General features: G+C 43.7%; 12 protein-coding genes. 9 read left to right on the top strand and 3 right to left on the bottom strand.

Annotated features, from left to right (window positions below):
• The first annotated feature begins 16 nt into the window (after positions 1-16).
• From murC to lpxC, 6 genes are all read left to right on the top strand, one after another.
• A complete protein-coding gene (gene murC, locus QS795_RS12375) occupies positions 17-1,435 on the top strand; it encodes a UDP-N-acetylmuramate--L-alanine ligase (protein WP_154602698.1) in 1,419 nt (472 codons plus the stop codon).
• Positions 1,436-1,437: 2 nt separating this feature from the next.
• On the top strand, positions 1,438-2,358 hold the full coding sequence (locus QS795_RS12370) for a D-alanine--D-alanine ligase (protein ID WP_154602534.1): 921 nt from the start codon (positions 1,438-1,440) through the stop codon (positions 2,356-2,358).
• Position 2,359: 1 nt separating this feature from the next.
• On the top strand, positions 2,360-3,172 hold the full coding sequence (ftsQ, locus tag QS795_RS12365) for a cell division protein FtsQ (protein ID WP_154602535.1): 813 nt from the start codon (positions 2,360-2,362) through the stop codon (positions 3,170-3,172).
• Between the two features lie 44 nt (positions 3,173-3,216).
• The gene (gene ftsA, locus QS795_RS12360) at positions 3,217-4,473 is read left to right on the top strand and encodes a cell division protein FtsA (protein ID WP_036951194.1); all 1,257 of its coding nucleotides are present in this window, start codon (positions 3,217-3,219) and stop codon (positions 4,471-4,473) included.
• A 57-nt stretch (positions 4,474-4,530) separates the two neighbouring features.
• Positions 4,531-5,688: a cell division protein FtsZ gene (ftsZ, locus tag QS795_RS12355; protein WP_036951193.1), complete on the top strand. Its 1,158-nt coding sequence runs from the start codon at positions 4,531-4,533 to the stop codon at positions 5,686-5,688.
• Between the two features lie 99 nt (positions 5,689-5,787).
• A complete protein-coding gene (gene lpxC / locus QS795_RS12350; RefSeq protein ID WP_006660764.1) occupies positions 5,788-6,705 on the top strand; it encodes a UDP-3-O-acyl-N-acetylglucosamine deacetylase in 918 nt (305 codons plus the stop codon).
• A gap of 36 nt (positions 6,706-6,741) precedes the next feature.
• Here the strand turns inward: lpxC and QS795_RS12345 are convergent, their stop codons facing one another.
• Positions 6,742-7,263, bottom strand: coding sequence for a DUF721 domain-containing protein (locus tag QS795_RS12345; protein WP_154602536.1), 522 nt, complete (start codon positions 7,261-7,263; stop codon positions 6,742-6,744).
• A gap of 86 nt (positions 7,264-7,349) precedes the next feature.
• Between QS795_RS12345 and secM the strand changes: the two genes are divergently transcribed.
• The 3 genes from secM to mutT all read left to right on the top strand — a co-directional run bounded on the left by secM (position 7,350) and on the right by mutT (position 11,143).
• Positions 7,350-7,877, top strand: coding sequence for a secA translation cis-regulator SecM (secM, locus tag QS795_RS12340; protein ID WP_154602537.1), 528 nt, complete (start codon positions 7,350-7,352; stop codon positions 7,875-7,877).
• A 95-nt stretch (positions 7,878-7,972) separates the two neighbouring features.
• Positions 7,973-10,684 (top strand): preprotein translocase subunit SecA, encoded by a 2,712-nt coding sequence (gene secA, locus QS795_RS12335; RefSeq protein ID WP_036951189.1) that lies wholly within the window; start codon positions 7,973-7,975, stop codon positions 10,682-10,684.
• Positions 10,685-10,744: 60 nt separating this feature from the next.
• The gene (gene mutT, locus QS795_RS12330) at positions 10,745-11,143 is read left to right on the top strand and encodes an 8-oxo-dGTP diphosphatase MutT (protein ID WP_154602538.1); all 399 of its coding nucleotides are present in this window, start codon (positions 10,745-10,747) and stop codon (positions 11,141-11,143) included.
• 83 nt (positions 11,144-11,226) lie between these two features.
• Here the strand turns inward: mutT and yacG are convergent, their stop codons facing one another.
• Together yacG and zapD are read right to left on the bottom strand one after the other, a co-directional pair.
• Positions 11,227-11,424: a DNA gyrase inhibitor YacG gene (gene yacG / locus QS795_RS12325; protein WP_132495795.1), complete on the bottom strand. Its 198-nt coding sequence runs from the start codon at positions 11,422-11,424 to the stop codon at positions 11,227-11,229.
• A 15-nt stretch (positions 11,425-11,439) separates the two neighbouring features.
• Entirely contained in the window at positions 11,440-12,198 is a 759-nt protein-coding gene (gene zapD / locus QS795_RS12320; protein WP_154602539.1) for a cell division protein ZapD, read from the bottom strand.
• Positions 12,199-12,206 lie beyond the last annotated feature (8 nt).

The raw sequence follows: 12,206 nt of genomic DNA, 5'->3' as shown, positions 1-12,206 counted from the left end.
AACATCGGTGCCAGAAATGCGTAGAGTACGGCACATTCATTTTGTCGGCATCGGTGGTGCTGGCATGGGTGGTATCGCTGAAGTGTTGGCTAACGAAGGTTATGAAATTAGTGGTTCAGATTTAGCACCTAATGCGGTGACTCAGCAGCTAACTGAGTTGGGCGCCACTATCTATTTTAATCATCGCCCTGAAAACGTTGAAAATGCGAGTGTGGTGGTAGTTTCTACGGCTATTTCTGCAGAGAACCCTGAAATTCAAGCTGCGAAAGAGCTGCGTATCCCTGTTATTCGCCGTGCCGAAATGCTGGCTGAATTAATGCGCTACCGTCATGGTATCGCAGTGGCGGGAACTCACGGTAAAACAACGACAACGGCAATGATTTCTGGGATCTACGCGCAAGCGGGATTAGACCCAACATTTGTGAATGGCGGATTAGTGAAATCAGCGGGAACTCATGCACGATTAGGTAGCAGCCGTTACTTGATCGCTGAAGCGGATGAAAGCGATGCGTCATTCTTGCATTTACAGCCACTAGTTGCGGTTGTGACGAACATTGAAGCGGACCACATGGATACCTATCAGGGTAATTTTGAAAACCTGACAGATACCTTCATCAACTTCCTGCATAACTTGCCATTCTATGGCCGTGCAGTGATGTGTATCGATGACCCGGTGATCCGTTCATTATTACCAAAAATCGGTCGTTACATTACCACTTACGGCTTTAGTGACGATGCGGATGTTCGTATCACCAAGTACGAGCAAAAAGGGAACCAAGGCTTTTTCACGATTGCTCGTGAAGGAATGCCAGAGTTGACTGTCGTGCTGAATGCACCTGGTCGCCATAATGCGCTTAATGCAACGGCGGCTGTTGCGGTGGCAACTGAAGAAGGCATCGACGATTTACACATTTTGTCTGCACTCGTGGAATTCCAAGGGACAGGTCGTCGTTTCGATTTCCTAGGTAACTACGCGCTGCGTAATGTGAATGGCAAAGAAGGCGAAGTGATGCTGGTGGATGACTATGGTCACCATCCAACAGAAGTGGATGCCACCATTAAAGCTGCTCGCGCAGGCTGGCCAGATAAACGTATCGTGATGGTTTTCCAGCCTCATCGTTATACACGTACTCGTGACTTATACGATGATTTTGCAAACGTGCTGGGACAGGTAGATGTCTTGCTAATGCTGGAAGTTTATTCTGCGGGAGAGAAGCCGGTTCCGGGGGCGGATAGCCGATCATTATGCCGTACAATCCGCAGTCGTGGGCAGGTTGATCCTATCTTTGTGGCAGAACCTGAACAAGTTTCACATATGCTGGCACAAGTTCTTGATGATAACGACTTAATTTTAGTTCAAGGCGCAGGAAATATTGGTAAAATAGCCAAAAACCTAGCAGAAACGAAATTACAGCCACCGATGGTTGAGGAATAAGCATGACAGAAAAAATCGCGGTTCTATTTGGCGGCACATCTGCTGAACGTGAAGTGTCACTTCAGTCTGGCAATGCTGTATTGGCGGGATTACGCCAAGCGGGCGTTGATGCACATCCAATTGATACCCAAGATTTTCCTGTTGTGACATTGAAAGAAGCTGGTTTTGATAAAGCGTTTATCGCCTTACATGGTCGTGGCGGGGAAGACGGCACGATCCAAGGTATGCTTGAGTTTCTGGGGCTTCCATACACAGGCAGTGGCGTAATGGCATCTGCACTGAGTATGGATAAACTACGCACCAAACAACTTTGGCAAGGTGCTGGACTAAGTGTTTCTCCATATATTTCACTTAACAAGCAGAAATATACTAATATTAAAAAAGAGCAGTTAGCTCAGCAAGTTAAGCACTTAGGACTGCCACTTATCGTTAAACCGAGTTTGGAAGGTTCCAGTGTTGGAATGAGCAAAGTTGACTCTCTGGATGCACTGCCAGAAGCCATTGAGCTTGCTTTCCAGTTTGACGATACGTTATTGATTGAAAAGTGGTTAAGTGGTCCTGAGTATACGGTAGCGGTATTGGGTGACGAGGTTCTACCTTCGATTCGCATTCAGCCACCGGGTATTTTTTATGACTATGAAGCGAAGTATTTGTCCGATGAGACTCAATATTTCTGCCCAAGTGGTTTAACAAGCGACCTCGAAGCGAAACTAGCAGATATCGCAATGCAAGCTTATCAAGCGGTAGGCTGTCGTGGCTGGGGACGGGTTGATGTGATGCAAGATAGTGATGGGGAATTCTATTTACTCGAAGTGAATACTTCGCCGGGAATGACCAGTCACAGTTTAGTTCCAATGGCTGCGCGTCAAGCCGGTTTGGATTTTTCGCAGTTAGTGGTACGTATTTTGGAATTGGCTAGTTGATATGTCACAGGCAGCGTTAAACGTAAGGCATCATAATCAGAATAGCGGTCAAGATGAAGATCCGCGCTCAAGACCAAGTAATGGGGCTTTTCTGGGCGGATTGATTTTCTTCCTGATGGTCGTCGGCACCATTGTGTGGAGCGGCTGGACTGTGATGAACTGGATGAAGGATGCCGATAGGCTGCCAATGTCCAAACTGATATTAACGGGAGAGCGCAACTACACCACCAATGACGATGTACGAAAGGCAATTTTGTCATTAGGTCAGCCGGGAACCTTTATGACGGTGGATGTGAATGCGATTCAAAACCAAATCAGTATGATGCCATGGATACGCCAAGTTACAGTGCGTAAACAGTGGCCGGATGAATTAAAAATCCATATTGCGGAGTACAAACCCTACGCAAGATGGAATGACCAAAACATGGTCGACCAAGAAGGGCGCGTATTTACCCTTCCACCAAGTCAAAATGGTAAAGGCGATTATGTGTTGCTGTATGGTCCGCAAGGAAGCCAAACAGAGGTTTTGAAAGAATTTGCTGTGCTAAGTGGTATTTTGGCGAAAAATAACTTGAAACTAAAATCCGTTTCTATGACAGCGCGCCATGCATGGCAGATTATTTTAGATAATGATGTAAGAGTCGAACTTGGGAAAAAAGATGTGTTAGAGCGGTTAAACCGTTTTCTCGAGCTTTATCCGCTTTTACAGCAAACGACTGATAAACGCGTCGACTATGTTGATTTGCGTTATACCAGTGGGGCAGCGGTGGGGTGGGCTCCTCTATTAGTTGACGCACCGCAAGGCTTCCAATAAGACAAATTGCTAATAACTCAAATTAGGCAGATAGGCAGAAGCAAATGATTAAAGCGACGGACAGAAAATTAGTGGTAGGCCTTGAAATTGGAACTTCCAAGGTGTCAGCCCTTGTAGGAGAAATTCTGCCCGATGGTATGGTTAATATTATTGGGGTGGGAAGCTGTCCATCTCGCGGAATGGACAAAGGTGGCGTTAACGATCTTGAGTCGGTTGTTAAATGCGTCCAAAGAGCGATTGACCAAGCTGAATTAATGGCAGATTGCCAAATTTCTTCTGTTTACCTTGCTTTATCGGGTAAACATGTGAGCTGCCAAAATGAAATTGGTATGGTGCCAATCTCAGAAGAAGAAGTGACACAAGAAGACGTGGACAGCGTCGTTCATACGGCGAAATCTGTCCGAGTTAAAGACGAACACCGAATTTTGCATGTTATCCCGCAAGAATTCGCAATTGACTACCAAGAAGGCATTAAAAATCCAGTCGGTCTTTCTGGTGTTCGCATGCAAGCTAAAGTTCATCTGATCACTTGCCATAACGATATGGCAAAGAACATTGTGAAAGCCGTTGAGCGTTGCGGGTTAAAAGTTGACCAGCTTATTTTTGCCGGTCTTGCTGCAAGCTACAGTGTGTTGACTGAAGATGAGCGCGAATTAGGTGTCTGTGTTGTTGATGTCGGTGGCGGCACAATGGACATGGCAGTTTATACGGGTGGTGCTTTGCGTCATACCAAAGTGATCCCATACGCAGGTAATGTGGTAACAAGTGATATTGCTTACGCATTTGGTACGCCGCCAACAGACGCAGAAGCGATTAAAGTGCGTCACGGTTGTGCAGTCGGTTCGATTGTGAGTAAAGATGAAACGGTGGAAGTACCGAGTGTTGGCGGTCGTCCACCGAGAAGTTTACAGCGTCAAACCTTAGCGGAAGTGATTGAGCCACGGTATACTGAGCTGTTAAATTTAGTAAATGAAGAAATTTTAAATTTACAGGAACAGTTACGCCAGCAAGGTGTCAAACACCACTTAGCGGCAGGGATAGTTTTGACCGGTGGGGCAGCACAAATTGACGGGTTAGTTGAATGCGCTCAAAAAGTGTTCCATACACAGGTCAGAATCGGTACCCCACTTAATATAACAGGATTAACGGATTATGCTCAGGAGCCGTACTACTCCACAGCGGTAGGGCTTCTGCATTACGGTAAAGAAAGCCACCTTGGCGATGATACCGAGACGGAAAAACGTGCTTCAGTTAGCGGGTGGTTTAGTAAGCTCACTAGCTGGCTGAGAAAAGAATTTTAATTTTTATTTAGAAGCATATTATTAGCTTCAATAGTAAGCACAAAACGGAGAGACATTATGTTTGAACCAATGGAGCTAACCAACGATGCGGTGATTAAAGTCATCGGCGTTGGCGGCGGCGGCGGAAATGCCGTTGAACACATGGTACGCGAGCGCATTGAAGGTGTTGAGTTCTTTGCAGTCAACACCGACGCACAAGCCCTGCGTAAAACCGCAGTCGGACAAACCATTCAGATCGGTACAGGTATTACTAAAGGTCTGGGTGCGGGTGCAAACCCAGAAGTTGGCCGTAACGCGGCGGAAGAAGACCGTGAAGCACTGCGCAATGCTCTTGATGGCGCAGATATGGTGTTCATCGCTGCAGGTATGGGCGGTGGTACGGGTACTGGTGCTGCGCCAGTCGTTGCTGAAGTTGCTAAAGAATTAGGTATCCTAACCGTTGCTGTCGTGACTAAGCCATTCAATTTCGAAGGCAAAAAACGTATGGCATTCGCGGAAGCGGGTATCACTGAGCTATCCAAGCACGTTGACTCGCTGATCACTATCCCTAACGACAAATTACTGAAAGTACTTGGTCGTGGTATCTCTTTACTGGATGCTTTTGGTGCGGCTAACGACGTATTAAAAGGTGCAGTTCAAGGTATCGCTGAGCTAATCACTCGCCCAGGTTTAATGAACGTGGACTTTGCTGACGTACGTACCGTGATGTCAGAAATGGGCTACGCGATGATGGGTTCTGGTGTGGCTCGTGGCGAAGATAGAGCGGAAGAAGCTGCTGAAATGGCAATTTCTAGCCCACTTCTGGAAGATATCGACCTGTCTGGCGCGCGTGGTGTTCTGGTCAACATCACTGCTGGTTTTGACCTGCGCTTGGATGAGTTTGAAACAGTGGGTAATACCATTCGTGCATTCGCATCAGATAATGCGACTGTCGTAATCGGTACCTCTTTAGACCCAGAAATGCATGAAGAATTGCGCGTGACTGTTGTTGCTACAGGTATTGGTATGGACAAACGTCCAGAAATTACTTTAGTTAGCAATAAAATGTCTCAGCAAGCTTCTATGGAGCAACGCTATCAGCAAATGCAAAATAGCATGTCTTCATTAAATGATGAAAAACCAGCTGCAAAAGCCGTTAACGACCAAAATACACAAGTAAATAAAGAGCCGGATTACTTAGATATCCCAGCTTTCTTGCGTAAACAGGCCGATTAATTTTTAATTAGATTGGTTTTTCCGCTTTTTGTGCTAAAATTTTCTACTGGTTATCAATTAAGATAGCCAGTAGGACTTATAACATTGCGAGAAAATACGATGATCAAACAACGGACACTTAAACGTATTATTAAAGCGACTGGTGTTGGTTTACATACCGGCAAGAAAGTTACGCTTACTTTACGTCCGGCACCGGCCAATACCGGGGTCATCTACCGTCGTACTGACCTTAATCCACCGGTAGATTTTCCGGCAGATGCGAAATCAGTTCGCGATACTATGTTATGTACTTGCTTAGTCAACGAAGATAACGTGCGTATTTCGACGGTTGAACATTTGAATGCTGCTTTAGCAGGATTAGGCATCGATAACATTGTTATTGAAGTCAATGCGCCTGAAATCCCGATTATGGATGGCAGTGCTGCACCGTTTGTTTTCTTACTGCTAGATGGCGGTATTGAAGAATTAAATTGTGCGAAGAAATTCTTACGCATTAAAGAAACTGTACGTGTTGAAGATGGTGATAAGTGGGCAGAAATGTCCCCATACAATGGTTTTAGCCTAGATTTCACTATCGATTTCCAACACCCTGCGATTGATAGCAGCACGCAACGCTATGCAATGGATTTCTCTGCAGAATCTTTTGTAAACCAAATTAGCCGCGCGCGTACTTTCGGTTTCATGCGTGACATTGAATATCTACAATCGAAAGGCCTATGCTTAGGCGGTAGTTTTGACTGTGCTATCGTCGTTGATGACTATAAAGTGCTCAACGAAGATGGTTTACGCTTTGAAGATGAATTCGTTCGTCACAAAATGCTCGATGCAATTGGTGACTTATTCATGTGTGGACATAACATTATTGGTGCATTCACTGCATTCAAATCTGGTCACGCACTGAATAACAAATTGTTGCAAGCGGTTCTGGCTAAAGAATCTGCTTGGGATCTAGTGACCTTTGAAGACGAAGCTGAATTACCTCTGGCATTCAAAGCGCCTTCGACTGTATTTGCATAATAGTTTCTATTATGCGGCTATCTCTGCCAGCCAGGGTTAGCCTTTTCTGTTGGTTGCATTAGTACTCTCTCCGGCTAATGCAGCCAGCCGCTCAAATTTCTCTTTTAATCCCTTCGGGCTCTTTTTCGCTAATCTTAATAACTGCTCTGCGGTCTGCGTACTAATCTGTCTTTGATTACGATTTTCTTTTTGATTCACTGATTGCTTATTCAATGAGCTATTTTGCTTAGATTTTCGTATAAGATCGGGGTTGATTCTGATGTCGATGGAAGATAAAGATGGTAGAATAGACGACCTTAATGCAGAAGTAAGATTCATTTTCTCGTAATTAAGGCGGGTCATCCAACTGGCATTAGCCACTTCGATAACCATAATGTTATTACGGTAGTTTGCCACTCGACACATGGGTTTAATTTCTGCTGGCAGCAAACTTTTTACAACACGATTCAATTTTAGAATAGCTTTTGCATTTCGCTGAATAGTTTGTAAAGTGTTTGATGTTTTCGCCAGAGACTCTTCGAGAACATCGAAAAGTGCTTGTGGATGACTATCTCTCATTGTGAACTCTCATTTTACGCGATTGCTAAAGATGTCAGAACATAATTGGGAATCATACTTTAATCTATAAATTATATAAGAGTTTGATGGGCATTTTAAATTTTTGGCGACATTTAGGTAGACGATACTTTTGGTCCCACCTGTTATTAGGTGTTGTGGCTACGGGTGTTGGCTTGCCTACAATTTTAAATGCCTTATCAGAATCTCAGCAAACTCAAGTTAATTCTGCGCCAGCGAATCGACAAAGCCAAGCTGTAAATGCTTTCGATAACTTATTTGCGCAGCAGAACTCCCAACGCTCTTCATCCTCGTCTTCTTACTCGGTCAATTACTGGCAGCAACATGCGGTACGTAATGTTATCCGCCAACTGACTTTTGCCTTTTCAGCAACTGAAGATGAAGATACCGACAAAAGTAAGCTACAAAAAGAGACGCTATTTGCCCCTCAATTAATGTTAGATACGCTGTACGCGATGTTGGCGCAGCGATCTTTACAATGGGATGTGGCAACGACTCAAGCTAGCGAACATATCTACCCTCTCTTTACTGTTTATCAGCCCGCGATTTGGGTTGCTCAGGTACATGGCATTCGGGCTGGACCCTTTTTCGCCTAAATCCATTTAGCGATGTAAAGCCTACCATTGGGTCGCTTCTCGTCGTGTCAAAAACCACTAATTCAAATAATTAATTGATTTACCTGAGAAAAAATATGTTAACTAAACTATTAACCAAAGTATTTGGTAGCCGTAATGACCGTACTCTGCGCCGTCTGCGTAAAGAAGTGGAAAAAATTAACAAGTTAGAGCCTGAGTTTGAGAAATTATCGGATGACGAGCTGAAGGCCAAAACCGTAGAATTTCGTGAGCGTTTAAAACAAGGCGAAAGCATTGAAAATATGATCCCTGAAGCGTTTGCGACAGTGCGTGAAGCAAGTAAACGTGTCTTCGGTATGCGTCACTTCGACGTTCAGTTAATCGGTGGTATGGTACTGAACGAGCGCTGCATCGCAGAAATGCGTACAGGTGAAGGTAAAACACTGACTGCAACGCTGCCAGCATACATTAACGCATTATCAGGCAAAGGGGTTCACGTTGTTACCGTGAACGACTACCTAGCAAAACGAGATGCGGAAAATAACCGCCCATTATTCGAGTTTTTAGGCTTAACCGTGGGTATTAACTTATCGGGTATGGCTCCACCTGCAAAGCGTCAAGCTTATGCGGAAGACATTACTTACGGTACTAACAACGAATTTGGTTTCGACTATTTACGTGACAACATGGCATTTAGCCCAGAAGATCGCGTTCAACGTAAACTGCATTACGCATTAGTGGATGAGGTGGATTCTATCCTTATTGATGAAGCGCGTACGCCACTGATCATTTCAGGCCCAGCAGAAGATAGCTCGGATCTGTACATCAAAGTGGACAAACTGATCCCGAAACTCGTTCGACAAGAAAAAGAAGACTCAGACACTTTCCAAGGTGAAGGTCACTTCTCGGTTGATGAAAAATCTCGTCAGGTAACAATCACAGAGCGCGGTCTGGTTCTGGTTGAAGAATTACTGGCAAAAGCTGGTTTAATGGATGAAGGCGAGTCGCTTTATTCACCATCAAACATTATGCTGATGCACCACGTCATGGCAGGTTTACGTGCACACGCACTGTTTACTCGTGATGTTGACTATATTGTTAAAGATAACCAAGTCATTATTGTCGACGAACATACTGGTCGTACAATGGAAGGGCGCCGTTGGTCTGATGGTCTGCACCAAGCTGTTGAAGCAAAAGAAGGTGTTGAGATCCATAATGAAAACCAAACATTGGCATCGATTACTTTCCAGAACTATTTCCGCTTATACGAAAAATTAGCGGGTATGACCGGTACTGCGGACACCGAAGCATTCGAATTTAGCTCTATCTATAAACTGGACACGATTGTTATCCCAACTAACCGTCCAATGGTTCGTAAGGATATGCCTGATTTAGTCTATATGACTGAAGCAGACAAATTTGAAGCAATTATTGAAGATATCCGTGATAAAACCGCCAAAGGTCAGCCAGTTCTGGTTGGTACTATTTCAATTGAAAAATCTGAATTAATTTCGCATGCGCTGACTAAAGCAAAAATTGCTCATAACGTATTGAATGCGAAATTCCACGCAATGGAAGCTGATATTATCGCTAATGCAGGGCAAAAAAGCGCTGTAACCATCGCAACTAACATGGCGGGTCGTGGTACCGATATCATGTTGGGGGGAAGCTGGCAGTCAGAAGTGGCTGCGCTAGAGAACCCAACGCAAGAACAAATTGATGAAATCAAAGCGAACTGGAAAATTCGTCACGATGAAGTGTTAGCGGCTGGCGGTTTACATATCATTGGTACAGAGCGCCATGAATCTCGCCGTATCGATAACCAGTTACGTGGTCGTGCGGGACGTCAAGGTGATGCTGGTTCATCACGTTTCTATCTGTCTATGGAAGATGCTTTAATGCGTATCTTCGCATCAGACCGTGTTACGGGCATGATGAAAAAACTGGGTATGAAACCGGGCGAAGCTATTGAACACCCTTGGGTAACAAAAGCAATTGCTAACGCACAGCGTAAAGTTGAAAGCCGTAACTTTGATATTCGTAAACAATTACTTGAATATGATGATGTGGCAAGTGACCAACGTCGTGCTATCTATACTCAGCGTAATGAACTGCTGGATGGCGGCGATATTAAAGAAACCGTAGACAGCATTCGTGAAGATGTCTTTACCACTATTATTGATGCATATATTCCGCCTCAATCACTGGAAGAAATGTGGGATATTGATGGTCTGCAAAAACGTTTAGTGAACGATTTTGACCTCGACTTACCAATTCAAGAGTGGTTAGACAAAGAGCCTGAACTTCACGAAGAAACTTTGCGCGAACGTATCATGGAAAAAGCGATTGAAATTTACCAGCGTAAAGAAGAGATCGTTAGCTCTGAAGCAATGCGTAATTTTGAAAAAGGCGTTATGTTGCAAACGCTGGATACATTATGGAAAGAGCATTTAGCTTCCATGGACTATTTACGTCAAGGTATCCATTTACGTGGCTATGCGCAAAAAGATCCAAAACAAGAATACAAACGTGAGTCCTTCAGTATGTTTGCCAATATGTTGGAAGCATTGAAATATGAAGTGATCAGTACCTTGTCAAAAGTACAAGTACGTTTACCGGAAGAAGTTGAAGCATTAGAGCAGCAACGTCGTGAAGAAGCTGAACGTTTGGCGAAGAAACAGCATTTAAGCCATGAGGCTGAAGCTGAATCGCTAATGACAGAAGCAGAAGCGAAGATTGCAACCCAAGGTAATAAAATTGGTCGTAATGATCCATGCCCTTGCGGTTCTGGTAAAAAATACAAGCAGTGCCATGGCCGCTTAAATTAATTTAGAATTCAGTAAATAATCAATAAAGGCGGGGAAACCCGCCTTTTTAATGAAGAAATTATGGAAAAAAAACATCTGCATATTGCCGCTGGGATCATTCGTAATGCTCAGCAACATATTTTTATTACTCAGCGACCAGAAGGTACTCACATGGCTGGGTTTTGGGAATTTCCTGGTGGGAAGCTAGAAAAGGGGGAAGACCCGAAGGACGCACTGATCCGTGAATTGGAAGAAGAAGTGGGTATTGCGGTGACTGACTGTGATCTATTCCATCAAGTTGATCATGAATTTGACGATAGATTTATTACGCTCTATTTCTTTATGGTTTCAGGCTGGAAAAATGACCCTTATGGAAAAGAAGGGCAAAAATCACGTTGGATTGAGCAGCAAAGCTTAATTGCTGAAGAGTTTCCACCTGCTAATCGCGTGATTGTTGATATGCTGATTAAGGACGCGTAACAACCAGTCGTCAGTAATGAAGAATGAAAATAGCCTAATGTAGAGATTTGGCTATTTTCATTATCAACACAGATAAAGTGAAATTAATGCTCGGGTGCTTCACTCCAATTATCGCTATCGGAAATATCACCTTGGCTTTCTATGCGTTTTTCTTCGGCGGCCCACTCGCCTAGATCAATCAATTGACATCTCTTACTGCAAAATGGACGAAAAGGACTGGATTCATTCCAAGTCACGACTTTTTGGCAAGTCGGACAATTGACTTCAATAATTTCATTCATACATCGACTCTCAAACTAACAACAGGCTAACTGAAAATGAATTACGTCTGGGAGTATACCATTCTCACTATCGATATGAAGAAAACGTAAGGCAAAACGCGTTTTATGCCCTGAAATTTGAGGGTATATCAAATGCTCTGGTGATAATTTAATACGTAAAAGCTCTTTTCCTTCGACATTACCTTGGAAAAAACCATTGTGAGATTCGGCTGGTTCAAAACTGCCATTCTGGCGGATTAGTAATAACGCGGTTTTTAAAGCATCTTGCAGAGGGTCTAAACTATTTAGCCAGCTTTTTATTTCATTATCTCTATCTGATTGAGGGATGTTTAACCACAGTTGAAGGGTGGGTAAATCAAAGTTACAGCATCCACCGGGAATGCTGAGACGTTGGCGAACCATGCTAATAATTTTATCATTGCGTAGTTGATGGCCAAATCGAGGCGCAGACATTAAACTGCTTATTTTCGGTGTTAGGTCATTTAAAAGAGAGGTGATTAATGTTTTATCAACATTTGGAGCATCAGCCCAACTGAGTAGCCTACTTTTTTGTCTTTCGAGTTCTTTGATAAGGTCTGAGCGAACTTCACCTCTATCCAATATTTCAATCAGTTCAGAAACAGAGCGGAAAAAGGCGATTCCAGAGGAGTAGGAGGTTATATGGCTCTGTTCATAGATTTGCATTAATAATGTTTCAAGCCGCAGCCAAGAACGAATTTTTTCATTCATTGGATATTCATAAGTAACCAAAGTTGTTTCGATTTTTTCGCTCATGCTCATTC

Source organism: Providencia zhijiangensis (assembly GCF_030315915.2).
In the GTDB taxonomy this organism is placed as follows: domain Bacteria; phylum Pseudomonadota; class Gammaproteobacteria; order Enterobacterales; family Enterobacteriaceae; genus Providencia; species Providencia zhijiangensis.
Note: the sequence above shows the minus strand (reverse complement) of the source record. Positions and strands in the feature narration are given on the sequence as shown.

What these genes read in the sequence shown, in the direction of transcription:
- murC (WP_154602698.1), top strand. Translation starts at nt 17, where the DNA reads ATGCGTAGAGTACGGCACATTCATTTTGTCGGCATCGGTGGTGCTGGC.
- QS795_RS12370 (WP_154602534.1), top strand. Translation starts at nt 1,438, where the DNA reads ATGACAGAAAAAATCGCGGTTCTATTTGGCGGCACATCTGCTGAACGT.
- ftsQ (WP_154602535.1), top strand. Translation starts at nt 2,360, where the DNA reads ATGTCACAGGCAGCGTTAAACGTAAGGCATCATAATCAGAATAGCGGT.
- ftsA (WP_036951194.1), top strand. Translation starts at nt 3,217, where the DNA reads ATGATTAAAGCGACGGACAGAAAATTAGTGGTAGGCCTTGAAATTGGA.
- ftsZ (WP_036951193.1), top strand. Translation starts at nt 4,531, where the DNA reads ATGTTTGAACCAATGGAGCTAACCAACGATGCGGTGATTAAAGTCATC.
- lpxC (WP_006660764.1), top strand. Translation starts at nt 5,788, where the DNA reads ATGATCAAACAACGGACACTTAAACGTATTATTAAAGCGACTGGTGTT.
- QS795_RS12345 (WP_154602536.1), bottom strand. Translation starts at nt 7,263, where the DNA reads ATGAGAGATAGTCATCCACAAGCACTTTTCGATGTTCTCGAAGAGTCT.
- secM (WP_154602537.1), top strand. Translation starts at nt 7,350, where the DNA reads ATGGGCATTTTAAATTTTTGGCGACATTTAGGTAGACGATACTTTTGG.
- secA (WP_036951189.1), top strand. Translation starts at nt 7,973, where the DNA reads ATGTTAACTAAACTATTAACCAAAGTATTTGGTAGCCGTAATGACCGT.
- mutT (WP_154602538.1), top strand. Translation starts at nt 10,745, where the DNA reads ATGGAAAAAAAACATCTGCATATTGCCGCTGGGATCATTCGTAATGCT.
- yacG (WP_132495795.1), bottom strand. Translation starts at nt 11,424, where the DNA reads ATGAATGAAATTATTGAAGTCAATTGTCCGACTTGCCAAAAAGTCGTG.
- zapD (WP_154602539.1), bottom strand. Translation starts at nt 12,198, where the DNA reads ATGAGCGAAAAAATCGAAACAACTTTGGTTACTTATGAATATCCAATG.